This is a genomic window from Roseburia sp. AF25-13LB, assembly GCF_003478915.1.
Lineage (GTDB): Bacteria > Bacillota > Clostridia > Lachnospirales > Lachnospiraceae > Roseburia_C > Roseburia_C amylophila.
On sequence record NZ_QUFO01000002.1, the window covers coordinates 405,175 to 428,268 of the forward strand.

General features: G+C 41.3%; 23 protein-coding genes. 21 read left to right on the top strand and 2 right to left on the bottom strand.

Annotation, left to right across the window (positions count from 1 at the left end):
• Positions 1 to 28: 28 nt before the first annotated feature.
• From DWY37_RS16065 to DWY37_RS05095, 5 genes are read left to right on the top strand one after another with little or no spacing between them, the layout of a single operon-like run.
• The gene (locus DWY37_RS16065; protein ID WP_117840626.1) at positions 29 to 832 is read left to right on the top strand and encodes a response regulator transcription factor; all 804 of its coding nucleotides are present in this window, start codon (positions 29 to 31) and stop codon (positions 830 to 832) included.
• Positions 822 to 1,970, top strand: coding sequence for a sensor histidine kinase (locus DWY37_RS05080; RefSeq protein WP_243005982.1), 1,149 nt, complete (start codon positions 822 to 824; stop codon positions 1,968 to 1,970). Before DWY37_RS16065 ends, DWY37_RS05080 begins: the two co-directional genes overlap by 11 nt.
• A 45-nt stretch (positions 1,971 to 2,015) precedes the next feature.
• Positions 2,016 to 3,509 carry a hypothetical protein gene (locus tag DWY37_RS05085; RefSeq protein WP_243092091.1) on the top strand — a complete coding sequence of 498 codons (1,494 nt, stop codon included), beginning with the start codon at positions 2,016 to 2,018 and terminating at the stop codon, positions 3,507 to 3,509.
• Positions 3,502 to 4,167 (top strand): DUF6320 domain-containing protein, encoded by a 666-nt coding sequence (locus DWY37_RS05090; RefSeq protein ID WP_117841230.1) that lies wholly within the window; start codon positions 3,502 to 3,504, stop codon positions 4,165 to 4,167. Before DWY37_RS05085 ends, DWY37_RS05090 begins: the two co-directional genes overlap by 8 nt.
• A gap of 2 nt (positions 4,168 to 4,169) precedes the next feature.
• Positions 4,170 to 5,087 carry an alpha/beta hydrolase gene (locus tag DWY37_RS05095; RefSeq protein ID WP_117840628.1) on the top strand — a complete coding sequence of 306 codons (918 nt, stop codon included), beginning with the start codon at positions 4,170 to 4,172 and terminating at the stop codon, positions 5,085 to 5,087.
• Positions 5,088 to 5,158: 71 nt separating this feature from the next.
• Here DWY37_RS05095 and DWY37_RS05100 read toward each other — a convergent pair whose 3' ends face one another.
• Positions 5,159 to 6,400: a 6-phosphofructokinase gene (locus DWY37_RS05100; RefSeq protein WP_118544435.1), complete on the bottom strand. Its 1,242-nt coding sequence runs from the start codon at positions 6,398 to 6,400 to the stop codon at positions 5,159 to 5,161.
• A gap of 173 nt (positions 6,401 to 6,573) precedes the next feature.
• Here DWY37_RS05100 and DWY37_RS05105 point away from each other — a divergent pair, with 173 nt between their 5' ends.
• A complete protein-coding gene (locus DWY37_RS05105) occupies positions 6,574 to 7,611 on the top strand; it encodes a radical SAM protein (RefSeq protein ID WP_118541364.1) in 1,038 nt (345 codons plus the stop codon).
• A 157-nt stretch (positions 7,612 to 7,768) separates the two neighbouring features.
• Here DWY37_RS05105 and DWY37_RS05110 read toward each other — a convergent pair whose 3' ends face one another.
• Entirely contained in the window at positions 7,769 to 7,948 is a 180-nt protein-coding gene (locus DWY37_RS05110) for a hypothetical protein (protein ID WP_022243963.1), read from the bottom strand.
• A gap of 199 nt (positions 7,949 to 8,147) precedes the next feature.
• On the opposite strand from DWY37_RS05110, the gene DWY37_RS05115 reads away from it, so the two are divergent.
• The 15 genes from DWY37_RS05115 (at position 8,148) to radA (ending at position 22,765) form a co-directional block, all read left to right on the top strand.
• Positions 8,148 to 8,711, top strand: a complete 564-nt coding sequence (locus tag DWY37_RS05115; RefSeq protein WP_117840634.1) for a hypothetical protein — start codon at positions 8,148 to 8,150, stop codon at positions 8,709 to 8,711.
• 190 nt (positions 8,712 to 8,901) lie between these two features.
• Complete coding sequence (locus DWY37_RS05120) at positions 8,902 to 9,072, top strand: type II toxin-antitoxin system HicA family toxin (protein ID WP_022243964.1); 171 nt, start codon at positions 8,902 to 8,904, stop codon at positions 9,070 to 9,072.
• Between the two features lie 66 nt (positions 9,073 to 9,138).
• On the top strand, positions 9,139 to 9,561 hold the full coding sequence (locus DWY37_RS05125) for a type II toxin-antitoxin system HicB family antitoxin (protein ID WP_022243965.1): 423 nt from the start codon (positions 9,139 to 9,141) through the stop codon (positions 9,559 to 9,561).
• Positions 9,562 to 9,643: 82 nt separating this feature from the next.
• The gene (locus DWY37_RS05130) at positions 9,644 to 10,669 is read left to right on the top strand and encodes an acyltransferase family protein (protein ID WP_158575672.1); all 1,026 of its coding nucleotides are present in this window, start codon (positions 9,644 to 9,646) and stop codon (positions 10,667 to 10,669) included.
• 50 nt (positions 10,670 to 10,719) lie between these two features.
• On the top strand, positions 10,720 to 11,004 hold the full coding sequence (locus tag DWY37_RS05135) for an acylphosphatase (RefSeq protein WP_022243967.1): 285 nt from the start codon (positions 10,720 to 10,722) through the stop codon (positions 11,002 to 11,004).
• Between the two features lie 214 nt (positions 11,005 to 11,218).
• A complete protein-coding gene (locus tag DWY37_RS05140) occupies positions 11,219 to 11,989 on the top strand; it encodes a lysophospholipid acyltransferase family protein (RefSeq protein WP_118542272.1) in 771 nt (256 codons plus the stop codon).
• The gene (locus DWY37_RS05145) at positions 11,986 to 12,822 is read left to right on the top strand and encodes a glycosyltransferase (RefSeq protein ID WP_118542270.1); all 837 of its coding nucleotides are present in this window, start codon (positions 11,986 to 11,988) and stop codon (positions 12,820 to 12,822) included. The genes DWY37_RS05140 and DWY37_RS05145 overlap by 4 nt, the downstream gene beginning before the upstream one ends.
• Before the next feature lie 11 nt (positions 12,823 to 12,833).
• Positions 12,834 to 14,654 (top strand): glycosyltransferase, encoded by a 1,821-nt coding sequence (locus tag DWY37_RS05150; RefSeq protein ID WP_118544433.1) that lies wholly within the window; start codon positions 12,834 to 12,836, stop codon positions 14,652 to 14,654.
• A 52-nt stretch (positions 14,655 to 14,706) separates the two neighbouring features.
• On the top strand, positions 14,707 to 15,297 hold the full coding sequence (locus tag DWY37_RS05155; protein ID WP_117697625.1) for a hypothetical protein: 591 nt from the start codon (positions 14,707 to 14,709) through the stop codon (positions 15,295 to 15,297).
• A gap of 16 nt (positions 15,298 to 15,313) precedes the next feature.
• Entirely contained in the window at positions 15,314 to 16,039 is a 726-nt protein-coding gene (locus tag DWY37_RS05160) for a prolipoprotein diacylglyceryl transferase family protein (RefSeq protein ID WP_118542264.1), read from the top strand.
• A gap of 306 nt (positions 16,040 to 16,345) precedes the next feature.
• Positions 16,346 to 16,573: a hypothetical protein gene (locus tag DWY37_RS05165; RefSeq protein WP_022243971.1), complete on the top strand. Its 228-nt coding sequence runs from the start codon at positions 16,346 to 16,348 to the stop codon at positions 16,571 to 16,573.
• Positions 16,574 to 16,726: 153 nt separating this feature from the next.
• Positions 16,727 to 18,277 (top strand): cadherin-like beta sandwich domain-containing protein, encoded by a 1,551-nt coding sequence (locus DWY37_RS05170; protein WP_118542262.1) that lies wholly within the window; start codon positions 16,727 to 16,729, stop codon positions 18,275 to 18,277.
• 31 nt (positions 18,278 to 18,308) lie between these two features.
• Positions 18,309 to 20,768: an ATP-dependent Clp protease ATP-binding subunit gene (locus DWY37_RS05175; protein ID WP_118544432.1), complete on the top strand. Its 2,460-nt coding sequence runs from the start codon at positions 18,309 to 18,311 to the stop codon at positions 20,766 to 20,768.
• 89 nt (positions 20,769 to 20,857) lie between these two features.
• On the top strand, positions 20,858 to 21,271 hold the full coding sequence (locus DWY37_RS05180) for an endosialidase (protein WP_117697630.1): 414 nt from the start codon (positions 20,858 to 20,860) through the stop codon (positions 21,269 to 21,271).
• Between the two features lie 120 nt (positions 21,272 to 21,391).
• Positions 21,392 to 22,765, top strand: coding sequence for a DNA repair protein RadA (gene radA / locus DWY37_RS05185; RefSeq protein WP_117697631.1), 1,374 nt, complete (start codon positions 21,392 to 21,394; stop codon positions 22,763 to 22,765).
• Positions 22,766 to 23,094 lie beyond the last annotated feature (329 nt).

Below are 23,094 nucleotides of genomic sequence, written 5' to 3' on the forward strand. Positions count from 1 at the left end.
GAATAGCAGACAGGCAGGAGGGATTTTTATGAAAAACCGTATTCTTGTGGTGGATGATGAGAAGGAGATTGCAGACTTAGTAGAGATATATCTGGTAAGTGAGAAGTTTGACGTAATCAAGTGTTACGATGGAGATACAGCAATAGATGCAATAGAGCATGAGAAAATTGACCTTGCAATTTTGGATATTATGCTGCCGGGGATTAGTGGACTGGAGCTGTGCCGCCGGATTCGAAAAAAAGAGAATTATCCGGTTATTATGTTAACTGCAAAAGATTCCGAAGTGGATAAAGTAACCGGACTTACCATAGGAGCAGATGATTATGTGACAAAACCGTTTCTTCCGCTGGAACTGGTTGCAAGAGTGAAGGCACAGTTACGCCGTTATGAGCGCTATGGAGCAAGGACGGACCAGCCGGCAGAGAATATGTCTTTTGACGGTAATATAATAGAAAATACATCTGCAAATGGTTCATATGATGCGGCAGATGGAACGTATGCATCAAATCATGCAGGAACGGAATCGGATGATACTATTATATGCCGTGGAATTTTGTTAAAGAAATGTGCACATGAATGCTATCTGGATGGAGATGAGATTTCACTTACACCGACAGAATTTACGATTTTGCAGGCGTTGTGTGAAGCAAAAGGCAGGGTACTCAGTGCGGAAGAGCTGTTTCATATTATCTGGAAAGACGAATATTATAGCAAAAGCAACAATACCATAACCGTTCACATCCGGCATCTGCGGGAGAAACTTAAGGATACCGGTGAACGTCCAAAATACATTAAGACAATATGGGGAGTGGGATATAAGATTGAAAGATGACAATAATAAGAAAAAACTGGATTTTGCACCGGTAAGACGAAAAATATTTTCCCGGATTGTATTACTGATGGCAGGAGCTTTCTTTGGCATCTGGTTTCTCTACCAGTATGTGCTGCAGGGCAGATTTGCGGATGGAATTGTAAGGTTTCTTTATGATTTTACCAGCATGACTTATGAAGATGCGAGAGATTTCTATTGGCATAATATCGGAAATCACTTCGAACTGATTTTCTTTGGGGCAATTGCACTGGTATTCTGTCTGATGTTTTATTTCTTTTTAAATTCATTTACAAAATATTTTCAGGAAATTGATAATGGAATCAATGCATTGGTGCATCATGATGGCAGACAGATCCGCATGTCGAAGGAAATGGCTGCCATGGAAGAAAAGTTAAACAGCGTGAATGCAACTTTAAACCGGCAGCTTTATGATATTCAGATGGCAGAGAAGAAGAAGGATGAGTTGGTATTGTATCTTGCCCACGATATCCGGACGCCGCTTACCTCTGTGATTGGGTATCTGAAATTATTAGAGGAGATGCCGGATATTTCAAAAGAGCAGCAGGATAAATTTATCCATGTCACCCTGGACAAAGCACTGAGACTGGAAGTTCTGGTGAATGAATTTTTTGACATCACCCGTTTTAACCGGCAGGATATTGAACTGGCAACGACAGAGATAGATCTTTATTATATGCTGATGCAGCTGTCGGATGAAGTGTACCCGCTTCTTGCACCGGAACATAAGAAAGTGGAAATACAGGCTGATGAAAACTGCAAAGTATATGGGGATGCAGATAAGCTGGCGCGTATTTTTAATAACATATTAAAAAATGCCATTGCCTACAGCAACCCGGACAGTACCATTGTCATTTCCGCATGGGAGGAGCCACCGGGAACCGTTATCCTGTTCAGTAATCAGGGGCAGACAATATCACCGGAAGAACAGCAGCGTATTTTTGATAAATTCTATCGGCGGGATGAAGCGAGACAGACCAACAGCGGAGGAGCGGGTCTGGGACTTGCCATCGCAAAGGAACTGGTGGATCTGCATGGAGGAACTATCCGTGTAATGAGTGAAAATGACCGGACAACATTTAAGGTCTGCCTGCCGAGACGAAAAATGCCGACAGCTTAGAAACGCCGGTTGTATTTTTATGCGTATTATTTTATAATATTCGTTATGAGTAAAGAAGAAAAAAAGCAGAGACAACAACATAAAGAGAAGATAAAGCAGGAGAAAGCTTTCGCTAAAGCAGAAAGCAAACAGGAGAAAGCCGCTGCCAAAGCAGAAAGCAAACAGGAAAAGCAGGCTGTCAAAGAGCAGAGCCGGCAGCAGAAAGCCGCTTCAAAGGAATTGGAAAAGCAGGAGAGGCAGCAGCGGAAAGCAGAAGATAATAAGCGCCGTCATACCGATATCAAATGGGACCGGCTGGATAATACGGCACATCTTTTTCCGGTAATTGCAGGAGAAGCAATGAGCAATGTGTACCGGATTGCAGTTACTTTAAATGAAGAGGTACAGCCGGAGTATCTGCAGCAGGCACTGGATATCGTACTTCCGAAATTTCCGGGCTTTAACTTGAGACTGCGTCAGGGAATTTTCTGGTATTATTTTGAAGAGAATGGCAAAAGTGCTCCAAGAGTACAGGAAGAAAGACATTTTCCATGCCGTTTTATCAGACAGAATAAGAACCACAGCTATCTTTTTCGGGTAACTTATTATAAATGCCGGATTAACCTTGAGGTTTTTCATGTACTGACAGATGGCATGGGCGGAATCAATTTCTTAAAGGAGCTGACCTATCAGTATTTAAGACTGGTGCATCCGGAACTGAAGGAGAAGCTGGGAGATAAGTTAAGCAGCGACACATCCATGAACCGTGAGGACAGCTTCCTTAAAAATTACAAGCACAGCTATGCCAAGGGATATAAGACAAAGAAAGCATATCTTATCAAAGGGGAAAAATTACGAACCGATGAATTTGGAGTGATTCATGGATTTGTAAAGATTCCGGCATTGAAAGAGGTATGTCATAAATATGGTGTCAGCATCAATGAGTATCTGGTTGCGGCATTTGCTTACAGCGTATATCGGGAATATCTGCATGGCATGCCGGACAAACGTCCGATTCGTGTGGCGGTTCCGGTGAATTTAAGACCATATTTTAATTCCATTACCACCAAGAACTTTTTTACGGTAGTATCTGCAGAGTTTGAACCGGTGGAGGATTCCTATACGTTTGAAGAAGTATTGAAGATTACTACAGAGAGTCTTCATCAACAGATTAATAAAGAGCATTTAGAGGAACTGTTTTCTTACAATGTGTCCAATGAGAAATTATTGATTGCAAGAGCAGTACCGCTGTTTTTGAAAAATATTGCCATGCGTTATGTGTATACATCGGCAGCACTGGCAAATACATCCACTGTAACCAACATTGGAAATGTGAAAGTGGAAGAGGATTACCAGCCATATATCAAGATGTTTTATGCATTCCTTGCCATGTCAAAGGGACAGAATATCAAGGGAACGATTTGTTCCTATCAGGATACGCTGGCATTTACCTTTAGTTCTGTTTTAAAAGATACATCCCTGCAGCGTGGATTTTTCCGGAAACTGTCAGAGGATGGTCTGAATGTGGAAATAGAAAGTAATGGTGTGTATTATGAGTAAATGTAAGAACTGTAATGTGGAAATCTTAGATGACAGCCAGATCTGTCCGCTGTGCCACAGTGTATTAGAAGAGGGAGAAGAAGGACACAATACCTATCCGGATGCATGGATTCCAACCAGAAGATTAAAATTTGTGACAAATATTATATTCTTTCTGGTGTTATTAGGCAGTGTGGCAGCAGGCTATCTCAATTATATCTGGTATCAGGGAAAACTCTGGAGCCTGATTGCAATTGCAGGACTTTGGTATCTGTTCCTGATTTTCCGGTTGGATATTTTAAGCAATAATGGATATCGGACGAAAATCATAGCAACCACATTATCCGGAATTTTATATGTGATTCTGATTGACTGGATAGTGGGATTCCATGGCTGGTCGGTTAATTATGTGCTTCCAGCAGGCATTATGCTGTTAGATGCAGGTATTGTTCTGCTCATGATTATCAATTCCAGAAACTGGCAGAGTTATCTGATGTTCCAGTTGTTTGGAATTGTATGCAGCCTGATACCGCTGCTTTTGATAGCACTTCACATCGTGACCCATCCGGGCTTAAGTGAACTGGCATTTGGAATATCGGTATTTTTATTCCTCGGAACGCTGATTATCGGTGACCGCAGAGCCAGACTAGAGTTAAAGAGAAGATTTCATGTAAGGTGATTATGGAAGAAAGTAAGACGAGTGTACAGGGCAGAGTCATCCGTGACCTAATTGCCCGTTTTGCAAGTGATAACTTGATAGGAAGAAAATTAAAGACCGGAGAGCTTCGTAAGAAAATGGTGGAACCGGCGTGGAAATGCCCGGACTGTTTTCTGATGCAGAAAATTAAGATGCCACAGTTTGAAATGGAGCTTTTAACCTCCATGCAGAATCCAAGGGAAGATAAAGTAGTTCTGCAGCTGCATGGTGGCGGGTATATTGGAAAAATGCGAAATGCCTACCGTACCTTTGCCGGACTTTACAGTGAGGTGGGAAAAGGAATCAGTGTGCTGACCATCGATTACCGCGTGGCACCAGAGCATCCTTTCCCGGCAGCATTGGAAGATACGGTGGAAGCCTATGAATGGCTGCTAAGCTGTGGATTTAAGCCGGAACAGATTATTGTGGCAGGTGATTCTGCCGGAGGTGGACTGGCATTGGCACTTTGCATGTACTTAAAGGATCATGGGAAAGCACTTCCCTGCGGACTGATTGCTATGTCTCCCTGGACAGATCTGACTGCCAGTGGTGAATCCTATGATACGAATTATGAGCGTGACCCGTTATTTGGAAATACAAGGGACAGTCTCATTTATAATAAGGATTATGTGGGAGACGCAGACGAAACGAATCCTTATATTTCACCGTTGTTTGGTGACTTCATAGGATTTCCACCAATGCTGATTCAGGTTGGTTCTTATGAGATGCTTTTAAGTGATTCCACATCCGTAGCAGAGAAGGCAAAGAAGCAGGGCGTAAAAGTCCGCTTAAGCATTTACGAAGGAATGTTTCATGTGTTCCAGATGGCAATGCTTATGATGCCGGAATCCAAGCGGGCATGGGCTGAAGTCGGCAAATTCATTGAGATGATTTCGGAATAAAAATCCGCTGTATCGGAAAAGACTGATTAAAATGTCTCAACCGGCACAGCGGATTTTGTATATGCAGGTAACTAACGTTTGTTAGTCAGGTGTGACACGTTCATATAATTTGGCAGTCCATTTTCGTAGGAAATGGAAGTCTCGCCCTGAATCAGTGGGAGAAGATATGCTACCATTTCTTCGGTAACGTCATTTCCACGCTCGTTAATCCATGCTCTCGGAACGGATTTTGCTTCATTCGCAATGTTCTTGATTTCTGCATAACCATATTCGATGGTATATGGTGCATTGGAAGTACGGTTCATGGTTACCATGGAAGCGGTAATGCCCTGTTTTGCAAACGCAACAGCATGTTCACCGGAAGCAACTGCTTCATTTAAATCGGTGGCAGAAGAAAGGTGGGCAGCGCAACGTTGTAATACATTTACTTCTACAGAACGGACTTTTACGTTGATATTGTCTTTAATCAGATATTCCAACGCTTTACCGGCACCGCTTAACTGGCTGTGACCGAAGGTATCTTCCATGCTTTCTCCGGCACAGATATAATTGCCTTCTGCATCATGAATTCCTTCAGATACCGCAATGATAATATTGTTGTGTTCCTCTAAGAGCATACGCACATCTGTTAAGAACTCCTCCTTGTCAAAATTGCATTCCGGAAGATAAATAAGATGCGGCGCATCGCTGTATTCGTTTCTGGCAAGGGCGGAAGCGGCGGTCAGCCAGCCGGCATCGCGTCCCATAATTTCTACGATTGTTACACTCTTTACGGCATAGATAAATGTATCATGTGCAATTTCAAGTAAAGAAGATGCAATATATTTGGCGGCGGAGCCAAATCCCGGAGTGTGGTCTGTTACCATCAGGTCATTATCGATGGTTTTTGGAATACCAATAATGCGGACATTGCTTCCGATTCGCTCGGCATATTCGGAAAGCTTTAATACAGTATCCATGGAATCATTTCCGCCGATATAGAAGAATGCACCGATATTCAGCTTTTCAAACTGCTTGAAAATATAGTTATAAGAAGAATCATCATCCATAAAATCCGGCAGCTTAAAACGGCAGGAACCAAGGTACATTGCCGGTGTGTGAATCAGACGCTCTAATGCATTTTCGTCTGCTTCCATAATTTCGGAAAGGTTAAGATAATGTTCATTTAAAATACCTAAGATTCCATTTACGGAACCGTAAACAGTGCCATAGCAGCCGGCAGCACCTTTAATGACACCGGCAAGGCTTGCATTTATTGCAACGGTTGGTCCACCGGACTGGGCAACCATGCAGTTTTGAATCGATGTATTCATAGTCAGACTCCTTTGTGATTTCAAAGATTTGTGTTAGGATATATAAGAAAGTTATAGTTACGATAAGAAAATATCCTACAAGAATAACTATATATGATAGAATCGGAAAAGGCAAGACTAATCCGGGGGGAGTGGGAAGAACCGCAAGAAAAAATAAAGGAAAGGTAAAAGAGATGGAAAATTGTATGCTCTGCCCAAGAGAATGTGGCGTAAATCGTAAAAAAGGTGAAATGGGAGTCTGCGGTCAGACAGCAGCTATAAAGGCTGCAAGAGCGGCACTTCATATGTGGGAAGAACCGTGTATTTCCGGGCAGAATGGCTCCGGAACGGTCTTTTTCAGCGGCTGTAATTTAGGCTGTATCTTCTGCCAGAATCACAATATTGCCACAGGAAAAGCTGGAATTGAAATAAGTATAGAGCGGCTGGCAGAAATTTTCCTGGAATTGCAGGAAAAGGGTGCAAATAATATCAATCTGGTAACGGCAGGACATTTTGTACCACAGGTGGTTGAAGCACTGAAGCTGGCAAAGCAGCAGGGACTTTATCTTCCGATTGTTTATAATACCAGCTCCTATGAAAAGGTGGAAACACTTCGCCTGTTAGAGGGTTATGTGGATATTTATCTTCCTGATTTAAAATATGTTGACAGCGCAATCAGCAGCAGGTATTCCCATGCAGCGGACTATTTTACTTGTGCCAGTGCAGCGATTGCAGAAATGGTGCGGCAGGTAGGCAAACCGGAATTTGTTTTCGAACGGGCAGCAGGCAAAGAAGGCAGCAGTGTAGAATTTCTGGCAGATGAGAAAAAGAAAATTTCGGAACAGCAGAATAATATGATATTTGACGCAGCAGAATATCAGGAGCGCAGCGAAGCCGGGGAGTCTCTTCTGATGAGAAAAGGCGTCATTGTGCGCCATCTTGTTATGCCGGACTGTGTGGAAGATTCCAAGCGTGTGATATCTTATCTTCTTAAGACCTATGGAGGTCGGATTTTTATCAGCATTATGAATCAGTATACGCCGCTGCCACAGTGCAGGGAGTATCCGGAATTAAGCCGCCGGGTAACGGAAGCGGAATATGATGCGGTGGTGGATTATGCGATTGAACTTGGCATTGAGAATGGTTTTATCCAGGAAGGGGATGTGGCAGAGGAGAGCTTTATCCCGGAGTTTGATGGAGAAGGGATTGTGCGGAAAGATGTAGATAGATAATTGCAATAATAAAAAGAAATAGCATCCCACTCGTCCAAAGTAGATGCTATTTCAAAAATAGTTTTCACTGAGGGCAAATCGGAGCATATCCGATTACCTTTCTAAGTGGAGTATATATGAAAATATTTGCAATTTCAAGCAAACTTTTTGACTTGCTCTATGGTAATTTGATAGGTTCTAATTTTAATCTGAGATATTTCATTTCGTCATTAATTAATTTGACTGTTTCTACTGCATTTTCATTTTTTGCAGCTTTCAGGATACGCTCAAGTCTTTGAAATTCATCTATTAACATTCCAGTATATTGTTTATCTGTTAACATAGATTCTTCATTCATTTTAACACCTTCTTCCATAAAAATATTATATCATAGTTAAATAGAGCGTAGCAACTTGGAATTTACTATTGATATATGAATTGATAGTAGTAAAAGGAAAAATGTGTGATATAATAAAAATAAATATATGTTAATTGGATCAAATAAAAAGTTGATATGAAGTATTTTATAATAGAAACAAAGAGAAGGGGTACCTGAAATGAAAAAGAGCATTGTAATTGCAATCGTCGGAGTATTAGCAGTAGCTGGTGTTGGAAGTGCAGTTTACTTCCAGACAATAAAGGATCCAAAGGTAGGAAATACAGTTGCGTCTGCAGAGCAGAATCTGGCAATTCCATCCGCAGATGATATGGAAGCACAGGTGAAAGAAGTTGTAGCTGCAAAGGAAGCGGAGCTGGAAACACAGAAAGTAGCAGAGGAGGAAGCTGCAAGAGTGGCAGCGGAACAGGCGGCTCAGGAGAAAGAGCAGGTTGCAGATAGCAATACAAGCACCAAAGAAAATGCAACTGCAAAATCCAATAAATCCAGCGATACCGGAGCTAAGGGGAATGGTTCTTCTTCCGGAAAAGGAAATAGCAGCGCATCTACATCCAGCAACGAAGAGAATCCTTATGGATTTACAGAGGATGACCTTCCGGATCTAGCACCTGGTACAACAATTGATATTGGAGAACCAACTCGTTCTTATGATATTCCGGGTGGTGGAACTGCAAACGTATATGACCATATAAGTGATGATGAACTTAATGAGCATCTTAATTAATGGAAGGAATTAAAAAGTTATAAATTAAAGGGAGGGACGTTTGTCCTTCCTTTTTTACTGCTTTATAGTAAAAAATGGAATAAAAAGAATTAATTCAAGTTCAATTGATGAAAATGCGTATTAAACACACATAAAAATATTTGCAAATACACAAAAAATGTGTATAATATAATTGAAAGGGGGATACTATTTGAAGAATAGGGAATTAGTAAAGAAACTGGAAGCAGCAGGCTTTTCGTTGGAAAGACATGGTAGTAATCATGATATATATACAAGAGGTTCAGACGAAGAACAGATTCCAAGACACAAAGAAATTAATGAAAGATTAGCAAAGGCAATTATAAGGAAATGGGGATTATAAGAATTCCCATTTCTTATATGATAATTATAAATGATATGATGAGATTAAGAATGGAGGTTGTTTTGTATGAGACAGGTATATCCAGTAATTTTTACACCACTGAATGATAAAAAAGATACTGTATTAATAGAGGTGCCGGATTGGGAAATATTAACTGAGGGGTATGGAATGGCTGATGCAGTGAAAATGGCAAGGGATGCAATCGGTCTAAAAGGAATAACCTATGAAGATAAAGAAAAAAAGTTTCCAGAGGCAAGTTCTATAAATGAAATTGATACTTCTAAGGGTACTTTTGCAGAAGATGGAGAGGGCTATGTATCATTTGTTGATATTGATTTTACAGAGTATCGAAGGAGAGTAGATAATAAAACAGTAAGAAGAAATGTAACATTGCCAAATTGGTTAAATCAGGAAGCAGAAAAAGCACATATAAATGTTTCCAGAGTGTTACAGGAAGCACTTATGTTAAAATTAAATGTTTCAAGATAAAAGTAATCTAAATGATAAAAAATCTTGACATCTCCCGCAAAAGTTCTATAATACATTTTCGGTAATGCGAGGATGTAAAAGGATGAATAAAGAAAGAGACTATTTTTTTGATAATTTAAAAGCGGTATTGATATTCTTAGTTGTGCTGGGACATTTCCTGCTTCCAATCCATGGAGATAATCCACTGGTGGTAGTGAAACGGCTCATCTATGTATTTCATATGCCGCTTTTTGTATTTATCTCCGGCTATTTTGCCAAGAAAATTTATAAAAATGGACAATATAATTTTAAGAAAATATTGTATCTACTGAAAGCATATGTTGTGTTCGTTGTGGCAATTCAGATAGTATATGCCATTGCGGGATTTGAAAAATTTACGGAGATAGATTTCTTTTCCCAAAGTGGTGCACCGTGGTATTTATTTGCAATGATTGTATGGTATCTGACGATACCACTTGTCCGTAAATGTAAAGCGGTGCCGGTTCTTTTGCTTACGGTAGTGCTGGCATTAACAGCTGGCTATTTTAAAAATGTGGGAGACTTTTTATGTCTGTCACGAATTCTGGTATTTGGACCGTTTTTTTATCTGGGCTATTTTCTGGAGCAGAAGACACTGGAAAAAGCATTGCAGCCAAAGTTTCAGAGACTGGTGGTTCCATGCGCGGAGGCAATCTGTATCTTTATTCTGGCATATGGAGCAAGGTTGAAAGATTCCCTGGGAATGGTATATGAAAATATATCCTATTATGAACTGGAAGAAGTGTGGAAAGGACCGATGGTCCGCCTTTCCCTGATGATTGCAGCATTTCTTATTTCCTGGGCAATTATGTTTTGCATTCCGAGAGGAAAGACAAGGTTGTCAGTAATCGGACAGAATACCATGCCGGTATATATGCTGCACCGGATTTTACGGGATATTCTGATGTTTGCCGGAATCTATGATTATCTGGGTGACTGGGGCTGGATAGCATTTTTTATCCTGTTAGGATTAAGTGCTGGAATCGTATATGTGTTAAATAATTCACATGTTGTCAATCAGGTCAACCGGATACTGGCATTACATACGCCGCAGTTGATCAGAAACTTAAAAAGGCAACGGGCACGTTAGTCTGGATGGAAGAGATTGATACCATTGGAATGATAAAGAGAGGTGGTCGTATGTCAGAAAATAGAAAAATTCGTGTTTTTTATCAGTTTAACGGATATGTCCAGGGTGTGGGATTCCGCTATCGCATGTCGCATCTGGCGGGGCATTTTGGTGTGACTGGCTGGGTGCGCAATGAATATGACGGCTCGGTACAGGCAGAATTGCAGGGACTGCCGGAAGAAATTGATATGATAATTCAAAGACTCTGCCAGGACCGTTACATCGAAATCCGCAGCATGGACAGAAAAGAACTTCCACTGGATGAGACGGAACGGGGCTTCCATGTAAAATATTAAAATGTAAAAAGCAGCTTCTGGCATACTTTGTCAGGAGCCTTTTTACTTTACAGGAAATTGCTTTCCTGTAAAGTAAAAACGCTCTGCGAGGATGCGCACTGCGGCGTATAAGGTAGATGTCGTAAGCGACCGCCGCAGGCGCGAGAATGTGCCAAGGCACATTCTCTGTTCAGAAAAGTTGCAAAAAATAGCAAGAAATAGTAAACTGTGGGATATGCGAGTATACTACTATGAAAATGAATTAGAGGATGAATTTTCGGAAGCAAAGATAACTGCGAAGAAAATTGATGGAACATATCAGTACAGCCAGGACAGCTTGGGAAGGAAATTATTACATTTTATCTGTTATAATCTCATTGCAAAACCGGTGGCATGGTGCTTTTTAAAGATAAAATACCGTCATAAGATAGTGGGACGGGAAAAAATAAAAGCGTTAAAGGGACAGGGATTTTTCCTCTACGGAAATCATACCAATGCAGGAGCAGATGCACTGATTCCCACAATGCTGGCACATCCGACGGACGTATATGTGATTGTGCATCCGAATAATGTTTCTATGCCCTTTTTCGGAAAAGTAACGCCATATCTTGGGGCGTTGCCGCTGCCGGATGATAAGGATGCCATGAAACATTTCTTAGAAGAAATCGGAAAGAAAATCACTGCGAAAAAATGCGTGATGATATATCCGGAGGCACATATCTGGCCTTATTATACGAAGATACGTCCTTTTAAGGATTCTTCCTTCCGTTATCCGGTGCAGTATCAATGCCCGGTAATCTGTTTTACCAATACATATCAGAAACGGAAGCATAGTAAAAAGCCGCAGATAGTAACCTATGTGGATGGTCCGTTTTATCCGGATGCGAAATTGCGTGGAAAAGAGCAGAAAGCAGACCTTAGAAACAGGATTTATGAACAGATGAAAGAAAGAAGCAGCAGGAACACCCTTGTACTTGCTACTTATATCAAAAAAGGTGATGTATGAGAAATATTCTATTTTCGGGGAATGTCAAAGTATTTGATGGAATACTGACCGGGATGCTGTCCATTTTTATGCGGACGAAATCGACAGAGCCATACCGCATCTACATTTTTACAATGGATGTATCACATTTAAGAGAGGATTTTCTGCCGGTGAGTGATGAGCAGATTGCATTTTTAAATGAGGTAGCAAAGTCCTATAACAAAGAAAATATTGTAATCAAGATTGATGTGACAGATATTTATAAAGAAGAATTTGCAGGCTGTCCGAACGAAGGTGCGTATTGTTCACCATATACCCTGCTTCGTCTGTTTGCAGATAAGATTCCGGAAATCCCGGATAAGCTTCTTTATCTGGATGCAGATATTTTATTTAACCGGGAGCCGGAGCTTTTATATGACATTGATGTAAAAGGGTATGAGTATGCTGCAGCAAGAGACCACTATGGAAAATATTTAATCAATCCAAACTATATCAATGCGGGAGTATTGCTTTTTAATATGGCAGAGATTAAGAAAACAGGCCTTTTTGAAAAAGCAAGACATCTCATTAAGACAAAAAAATTACTGTTTGCGGATCAGGATGCAGTATACAGAAGTACCACGGCAAAGAAAATGCTGCCGCAGAAATATAATGACCAGAAGTTCTTACATAAGAATACAATAATCAGACATTTTTCCAAACGGCTTTTTTACCTGCCATATCCGCATACGGCAAATATTAAGCAGTGGAATGTCAGTGCAATTCACAGAATTTTTAAGTATGAAGCGTTTGATGATATTCTGTTCGAATATATTTATCTGAAAAAGAAATTTGAACAGGACACTAAGAGGTAAGGAGTTAATTTATGGAAATGAAGAGTTTATCACAGTATGGGAAGAAAGCGGAGATACCGATTTTCTTTGCCTGCGATGAAGGATTTGTAAAATATACGATGGTTTCCATGAAGTCCATCATGGAAAATGCAGACCGCAGCCGGAAATATCATATTTACATTTTACATATGGGAATTACGAAAGCAATCCAGGCAAAAGTGCTTGCCATGGCAGATGAAGAATTTGCAATTGATTTTGTGGATGTTACAGACAAGATGAGGAGCATTGCAGATAAGCTTCCGATTCGTGACTATTATTCCAACACAACATATTTCCGGCTTTTTATTCCGGATATGTTTCCACAGTACCGCAAGGCACTTTATATTGACAGCGATACCATCGTAGTGGGAAATATTGCAGAATTATATGACCATAAGCTTGGTAAATTATATGCCGGAGTCTGTCCGGACCGTGTGGTAGCACAGACAGATATCTTAGGTGATTATGTAGAAAAGGTATTAGGCGTAAAGCGTGCTAGATATTTCAACGCCGGAGTAATGCTGATGAACTGCAGTCAGTTCCGTGAAAATCATCTTTTAGATGAATTCTTAGAGATGCTTCACATCTATCTTTTTGTGGTAGCGCAGGATCAGGATTACCTGAATCTGATTTGCAAGAATCAGGTGCTTTATATGGAACCGAAGTGGAATGCACAGGTATTTGGAGAACTTGCCTGCCCGGAAGAAGAGGTGGGATTATTCCATTTTAATATGGCAGCCAAACCATGGCATTATGAAGACTGCCGTCTGGCAGAGTATTTCTGGAAATATGCGAAGATGACAGCGGATTATGATGCCATAAAAGAAGGACTTGCTAATTATACCGATGAGCAGCGCCGCAATGACAGTGTGTCTGGTGAGAAATTAATCCAGCTTGCGGTATCTGAGATTAACAGAGAAGATAATTATCTTCGCAAGATGGAAAAAGCCGGAAAATCAGAAAGTAAGCTTGCGCTGCTTGCTCACATAGAGGAACTGGAGCGGGAAGGAAGATTTTCAGAAGATGCAGAAGAAAATCCACCGGCACCGGTTCTGATGCCGGAAGATATTAATTATCTTCCAAGAAGTTTAAAGAGCAAGACACAGACCAAATATGCATTTAAAGTAGCAAGATGGTTTGTCAATATGCTGATAAAGAAAAAGCAGTTGATAATCAAAGAATACAAAGGCATTGAAAATCTTGAAAAAGTAGCAGACGGAGCAGTCATTACCTGTAACCATTTCAATGCATTTGACAGCTTTGCCATCCAGCTTGCCTTCGAGCAGGGTAAATTGAAAAAGAAAAAAATGTACCGTGTAATCCGGGAAGGCAATTATACCGGATTTCCGGGATTTTACGGAGTGTTAATGCGCCATTGCAACACACTGCCGTTAAGCTCTAATTTTAAGACCATGGAGAAATTCATTGCTGCCGTAGACAGGGTATTAGAGAAAAATCAATTTGTACTTGTCTATCCGGAGCAGGGAATGTGGTGGAATTACCGGAAACCAAGACCGCTGCAGAAGGGCGCATTTACCTTCGCTGCCAGAAATAATAAGCCGGTACTTCCCGTATTTATTACCATGGAAGACAGTGATGTTTTAGATGATGACGGATTCTATGTGCAGGAATATACGGTGCATTTCTGCGAACCGATTTATCCGGATCCGAATAAAAAGCGTGCACAGAATTCCTGTGGGATGCGGGATAAGAATTATGAAGCGTGGAAAGCTGTTTACGAGCAGACCTATGGAGAGAAACTGACCTATAGTTGTGATGAAAAACAGCCGATTAAAGAGAAGAAAGCACTCTAATAAAAGTTGCAGGAAATGTAATATGTATTGAGAAAGGGTAAAGGGATAAATTATGAATAATCAGTGGAACCAGATGCCACCAAACATGCCGTCACAGCAGAGACCGCCGATGCCACCGAATATGCCGCCGCAGCAAGGTGGACCAATGCCGCCGAATATGCAGATGCAACAGGGCAGACCGATGCCACCAAACATGCAGATGCAGCAGAGACCGCCGATGCCAACGAATATGCCGCCACGACAGGGAAAAATGCCACGACCGGAGCTCTCTCCGGAAGATAAGAAGCAGGCAGACAAATTATGTATTATTTCCATGATTTTGATGTTTGCACCGATGGCAGTAATTTTTATTAAGAATATTATTCTGGGACTGTTGTTTGATGCAGGAAAAGAAGAAATTTATTATAATATCGCAAGCAGCTATGTATTAGGTTCAATTCTGACTTTTCTTATGGCTGGCTGTGGAATTGCAGCACTGGTACTTATGATTTTGGTCCGTGTAAAATATCCGCAGAGTGTATTTGGTAAAGTGCTGATGTGGCTTTATATTGCACTTGCCATTCTTGTAGTAGTATTTATAGCAGTAACAATTATTGCCTGTGGGCTGGCATTCATAAGCTGTGTCCGAAACTGTCCGGGCTGATGAGGCAGGAAAATAAATGATAGATATTACGATTTTGCACTGGAGAATTTCGCCGTATTTTATCTGTTTTCTCTTAAGCTTTGTACTGGCATATCTTTATGCCACATGGTATTTGAAAAAAGCAGGAGTAAGGGGCAGTCATATCTTTTATTCAGAGCTTTTGAATACAGTTCTGGCATTATATTTTGGAGCATTTTATACCTTTATTGTGCAGCTGGCAGAACAGGGTAAAGTAGAAACATTTGGTTTTTCCAGTCTTGGCGGTATGGCGGGCATCCTGCTCGGTGTGTGGATTTTTACAAAAATCAGTAAGGAGAATAAGAAGGAATTATGGACTGCATATGTGCTGGCATTGGGACTGATGTATGCAGTTTCAAAGCTCGGCTGCTTTTTTGCGGGCTGTTGTGGAGGAATACCATATCGGGGACCGGTCAGTGTCCGCTATCTTGAAAATGGAGTGACAGGAGGATATCTCTTTCCGGTCCAGCTGGCAGAGACGATCTTATTTCTGCTGGCGTTTTTGTTGCTTCACAGGATGGCAGAACGAAGAAGGAATGGTATAATTCCAAAGAGTCTGTTGCTGTATGCGATATTAAAATTCGTACTGGATTATCTGAGGTATTATGAAGACAGAAAGATTTTCAGTGCGAACCAGTGGGGATGTCTGCTGGTAGCTGTAAGCGTATTGCTCTATGAGGCAGTACGGCAAATTAGACAAAGAGCGAATAATAAAGTAATATAACGGATATGAGAAAAGAGTTTTGTGGGTGTTGTGCCGGCAGAACTCTTTTGCATTGTTATGCATCCAAAGAAGCTGACGGACAGGTTATGGTGTTTATCAAGCGTTATATTTATTGTAAAAGGTTGGATTCGGAACAAAGTATTTAGAAAAAATTGGGAAATAAGTTTACATAATATAGGTACGAAATATGGGACACATCCTGTTGTAACATGATCTTATCAGAGAGCAAAGCCACTGAAAAATACCAGAAAAGTGGCAGAAAAGCGAAGGAAAAGATAAGAAAAAAGACACAGGGAGGTCACAATTATGCGTGATAATACAGTACATGTAAGAAGAGGAAAGAAACATCCGTCAAGAATGGAAATGATAGTGCTTGCAGCTCTTGCAGCCCTTATGGTAAGCGGCGGAACATTATTACTGCTGGCAGCTTTGCTGGGACAGGATATTACAGACTGGAACCACAGAGCAGCAATTACAGCAGGTCTTTCTCTTGCCGGAGTTGTGTGGGGATGGTTAATCAGGGCAAACCGTTAGACATATCCGTGGGATAAGTACGACATGGTTTTTCGAATTGAGGTTGACGCATTCCCGATAGTTTTCTATAATGAAACTGATTATATTGTACAGGAAAATCAAAAGAAGATTTTCTGTTGTTTTGGAGAAAAAGGGAATTGAAGGAGACGGAAAATGAAGAAAACAATTCGTAAGATAGAGATACTTTTCATGACATTGATTTGCATTTTTGCCATGTCAGGAATGCCGATGCAGGTATATGCAGGTCCTGCGGATAATTCGCTGGAGACACTGACAGTAGCCGAGGGTTCATTATCACCTGCATTTGAAGGAAGCCGTATGTACTATACGGTACAGGTAGGACAGGATGTAAGCAGCGTGACGGTAAGTGCAAAAACGGTAAATCCGGCAGCAACGATTCAGTCCGGGGTGGGAACCACTACCTTAAAAACAGATGGAGATACAAAGATTGACGTAGTAGTGCAGGCAGAGAATGGAAATCTTGCAACTTATCATCTGACCATAACCAAGTCTGCAACAGGTGCTACAACAAATACAGATACTACAACAAGCACAGACACAGGCAATACTCCGGCGGACAATAATACCGGAGCAGATAATGGCACAGATACAGCCACACCGGACGATACTGTATCTGCCTATACCGTGTCAGAAGATTTCGCAGCAGAACAGATTCCGGCAGATTTTACAGAAGCACAGGTGCCTTATCAGGGAGCTGAATACCGTGGTGCTGCTTTTAACAATGGTAATTTATCTCTTTTATATATGACAGATGCAGCAGGAAATGCAGGCTTTTATGTGGTAAATGGCACCGATGGCAGTGTGTGCCCATATATTCGTATCGATAATGGGGATAATTATCTGATTTTAATGACACCTTCGGCAGTGACTTCCATTGTACCGGGCGAAGCAACCACGCCTATTCAGGTTGGGGACAGTACATTTGAAGATGCATACGCAACAGATACAGAAAATATTTATACCGTATATGGAATGACAAATGATGGACAGGAAGGCTGGTATAATTACAATACCAGTGATGGAACCTTCAGCGAATACCAGTACAGTGACAGCACGGAGGAGGATACCGATACCACCTATCTTCAGAATGCATTAAATGACTTAAATGACAAATATACCGCTAGAAAAGACCGGGATTTAAAAATTATTGCCGGATTAATTGTAGTAATCGTAATTCTTATTTTTATCATTATTAATCTGTTGCTTCGTGGAAGAAGAGGTTATGAAGAAGAGGACGATGATGAAATCGAAGAAGCAGTAGATATCTTTGAAGAAGAAAAACGCAGAAAGGCAAAGAAGAAACAGAAATTCGTAGAAGATGCCGGTAAAGTCGAAGAAGAACCGGTCGAAGAAAAAGAGACCAGTGCAGTGAAGGATTTACCGGAGAAAGCAGAGTCAGAAGAAAAAGAAGAAGCGGATTCCGCCGCTCAGTTACCGGAAGAAGTGGCAGAACGGTTAGGCGAAACTGACTTTATGGAAGAATTTGAAGAAGAACCGGAATTTATGTCCGGCAGAAAGAAACGTGAAAAGGAAAAGAGAGAAAAAAAAGAGAAGAAACGGCGGAGCAAAGATATTTTTGATGACGATGATGAAGATAATGGAATCTTTGCAAGCCATGATGACTTTATTGAAAAAGAATCATCAGATGATGATATTGAAGTAATGGATTTAAATGATTTATAAGAGAATTGGCGCGTAGTGACAGGAGGATTTTATGCATAAACCATATACAAAACAAGCGCAAAAAGTAATAGAACTGACGACAAAGGCAGCCAGAAGCATGCATCATAATTATATTGGAACAGAGCACCTTTTACTGGGATTGCTAAAAGAAGGCAGTGGAGTAGCTGCCTGTGTTCTGATGGATGCGGGAGTAGAAGAAACCCGTCTGGTAGAACTGATAGAAGATTTAATCGCTCCATCTTCGGATGTGGCAGTATTAGACCGGAAAGGTTATTCTCCAAGGATTCAGCATATCATTGAGACCGCTGACCAGGAGGCAGAGCGTTTTGACAATGAGAATATCGGAACAGAACACCTTTTAATTGCATTATTGAAAGAGGCAGACTGTGCCGGTGTACGTCTGTTGAATACACTGGGTGTGAATATCCAGAAGATTTATATCGAGACTCTGGTAGCCATGGGAGAAGACGTAAACCGCTATAAAGAGGAGATTGCGGCAAGCAAATCCGGAAAAAAGAAAGCAGTAGAAGTAACGCCAACCTTAGATCAGTATTCCAGGGATTTGACTGCTATGGCAGCCTATGGTGAGATAGACCCGGTGATTGGCAGAGAGGCAGAGATTGCCCGCGTGATTCAGATTTTAAGCCGCAGGACGAAAAATAATCCATGCCTGATTGGAGAGCCGGGAGTTGGAAAGACAGCTATTGCAGAAGGACTTGCCCAGCGTATTGCATCCGGACTGGTTCCGGATACAGTCCGGGGAAAACGAGTGGTAACACTGGATTTATCCGGAATGGTAGCAGGCTCTAAATACCGTGGAGAATTTGAAGAGCGGATTAAGAAAGTCATTCGTGAAGTGACAGAAGCAGGAAATGTACTTCTTTTCATAGATGAACTTCATACCATTATCGGAGCAGGTGGAGCGGAAGGTGCTATTGATGCATCCAATATTTTAAAGCCATCCCTTGCCCGTGGAGAAATACAATTAATCGGAGCAACCACATTAGAAGAATACCGTAAATATATTGAAAAAGATGCAGCCCTGGAACGTCGTTTCCAGCCGGTAACGGTGGAAGAACCGACGGAAGAGCAGGCAATAGAAATATTAAAGGGATTAAGAGAACGCTACGAGAAGCATCATCATGTACAGATTACAGATGCCGGAATAGAAGCGGCAGTGAAGCTGTCTATCCGTTATATTGCAGACCGTTATCTGCCGGATAAGGCTATTGATTTGATGGATGAGGCTTCCTCGAAGGTTCGCCTTGGCGGATTTAAAATGCCGGAGAAGATTAGTGAACTGGAACGTAAGGCTGCTCAGTTAGAGGACGATATGGAGACGGCATTGATGGAACAGCGGTTTGAAGATGCCGGGGCAATCCGCAAGGAGAAGGAAGCTGCCCGGAAGAAATACGAAAAGCAGGTGGAAAAATACCATCGGGATGCAGACAAGAAGAAACTGGTTGTCGGAGAAAATGAAATTGCAGAAATTGTATCTGACTGGACAAAGATACCGGTGAAGAGACTGGCAGAGGGCGAGGCTGCACGTCTCAACCGTCTGGAAAAGACACTGCATAAGCGTGTAGTAGGACAGGAAGAGGCAGTCAGTGCAGTGGCAAGAGCAGTCAGAAGAGGACGGGTAGGATTAAAAGATCCGCATCGTCCGATAGGTTCCTTCCTTTTCTTAGGACCGACCGGAGTTGGTAAAACAGAGATAACAAAGGCACTGGCAGAGGCTGTCTTTGGCGATGAGCAGGCAATGATTCGTGTTGATATGTCAGAGTACATGGAGAAGCACAGTGTTTCTAAAATGATTGGTTCACCGCCAGGTTATGTAGGTTATGAAGAAGGCGGCCAGCTCAGCGAAAAGGTCAGAAGAAAACCATATTCTGTTATTCTTTTTGATGAAATTGAAAAGGCACACCCGGATGTATTTAATGTATTGCTTCAGGTACTGGATGATGGACAGATTACAGATGCTCAGGGCAGACGGGTAGATTTTAAGAATACGATTATCATTATGACTTCCAATGCAGGGGCGCAGTCTATCATTGCACCGAAGAAGCTTGGATTTGCTGCAGGCGAAGATGAAAAGAAGAATTATGAATACATGAAAAATGGTGTAATGGAAGAAGTCCAGAGAATCTTTAAGCCGGAGTTCTTAAACCGAATTGACGAGACCATTGTATTCCGGGCTCTCAATAAAGAGGACATGAAGAAGATTGTCACCATTTTAAGCAAATCTTTAATTGACCGGTGTGAAAAACAGATGGGTATCCATCTGACCATAACCGGCAGCGTAAAAGGATACATTGCTGAGAAGGCATACAATCCGAAATATGGAGCAAGACCATTGCGGCGTATGATACAGACACAGATAGAAGATATGCTGGCAGAAGAGATTTTATCCGGTAAAATCAAGCCGGGAGATGATGTGGAAATCCGCATGGTAAAAAAGGAAATAAAAACCGCTGTGAATTCATCAAAATAACTGGAAAAATGTGTCGAGATAAGCTATAATATTTTCATAAAATTTACGAAAAAGCCATCGTGGGATAGTGGCTTATAGGAGGATAAAAAATGGCTGTAGTTGCAGAATTAATTCGTTCAGAAGCAAACGGAACAATCAGTTTTGGAGATTATACACTGGGAGCAAAATCCAAACTGGACAATTTTGAACATGCGGGAGATTTGTACAAAGTTAAGACATTTCGTGAGATTACCAAATTAGAGAGAAATGGAATGTTTGTATATGAATCTGTTCCAGGAACTGCAGTTACAAATATGGTAGCATCCGAAAACGGTGTGGAATTTGAAGTAGAAGGACCGGAAGATGCAGAGATTACACTTGGCTTAATGGAAGAGACAGAGTATGATGTATTTGTAGCAGGAAAATCAATTGGTCAGATGAAGACCAATTTAGGTGGTAAATTAACACTTAGCGTTGAATTAGACCCGGAAACTCCGGTTGCAGTAAAAGTATCCAGAGTATAAATGGATATATCAATAAGATGATAAGAAAGAGAATCCAATTCCAGCGGATTGGGTTCTCTTTTTACTAATTTACGCGAGTAGCAAGAAAGACAGTTATTGCAAGAATAAGGGGGAAAATAGATGGCAAAGGGAAAAGCAACCGTATTTTTCTGCCAGGACTGTGGCTATGAATCATCCAAATGGATGGGACAGTGCCCGGGATGCGGCGGGTGGAATACTTTTGTAGAAGAAGTGATAGATAAATCAGCACCTGCAAAAGTGCGGAAGGAAGCAGCGAAAGCAGAAGTTGTAAAAATTGCAGATATTAAAACAGGGCAGGAAGAACGGCTGACTACCGGATTAAAAGAGTTAGACCGGGTTTTGGGCGGTGGAATCGTAAAAGGTTCCCTTGTTTTGGTTGGCGGTGATCCGGGAATTGGAAAATCCACGTTGCTTTTACAGGTGTGCCGGAATCTTTCCATGCAGAAGACAGATGTATTATATATTTCCGGAGAGGAATCCTTGCAGCAGATAAAGATTCGCGCAGAGCGTATCGGAGAGTTTGGAGATACTTTATCACTGCTTTGTGAGACAAATCTGGATACCATCAAAGAAGTGATTAGCAGAACCAAGCCGGAAATCGTAGTCATTGACTCCATTCAGACCATGTATAATGAAAATGTCACATCGGCACCGGGCAGTGTTTCCCAGGTCCGGGAAGCAACCGGAGTTCTGATGCAGATTGCAAAGGGGCTTGGTATTTCTATTTTTATTGTCGGACATGTGACCAAAGAGGGTGTTGTGGCAGGTCCCCGTGTGTTAGAACATATGGTAGATACGGTATTGTATTTTGAAGGTGACCGTCATGCGGCATATCGTATATTGCGTGGTGTGAAGAACCGGTTTGGTTCCACGAATGAGATAGGTGTATTTGAAATGTGTAACGAAGGGTTAAGGGAAGTGGAAAATCCTTCGGAATATATGCTCAGTGGAAAGCCGGAGGGAGCATCCGGTTCTGTTGTGGCATGCTCTATGGAGGGAACCCGTCCGATTCTTTTGGAAATACAGGCACTGGTGTGCCACAGTAATTTTGGAATGCCAAGAAGAACAGCTGCAGGAACGGATTATAACAGGGTCAATCTTCTGATGGCTGTATTAGAAAAGAGACTGGGACTGTCTTTAAGTTCCTGCGATGCATATGTAAATATTGCCGGGGGTATCCGTATGAATGAACCCGCAATTGATTTAGGTATTGTGCTTGCGATTGTATCCAGCTATAAAGATGTTCCAATTGATGAGAAGACCATCTGCTTTGGAGAGGTAGGATTAAGTGGCGAAGTACGTGCAGTCAGTATGGCGGCACAGCGCGTGCAGGAAGCACAGAAGCTTGGCTTTACCACCTGCATTCTACCTGAAGTTTGTAAAGCAGGATTGAAGAAGAATCCAAATATAAATGTAGTGGGTGTCAGCAACGTACAGGATGCCATCCGCTATATTTTATCCAAAGAAAAATGAATTGAACACACAATTCAAATAATTTAGATAAAAAACGACAAATGACCTACTTTAATAAATATGGCAAAATCGTGTTGACATCCAGAAAATGACGTGCTATTATAAAACTCCACCGCGCAGGAAACGCCTGTTGCGGCGGGAGATAAGAATTAAAAAAATAAAAAAAGTTGTTGACAAAAGCTGACAGACATGATATTCTGTGAAAGTTGCAGGTCAGCAACGAAACACAAAGAACCTTGATAACTGAACAGTGAAATAACCTTGAAAGATTTTGAGAAAACGTAATCAAAAGATTACAAAATCATTCAGGACAGCATCTCTATTCAATA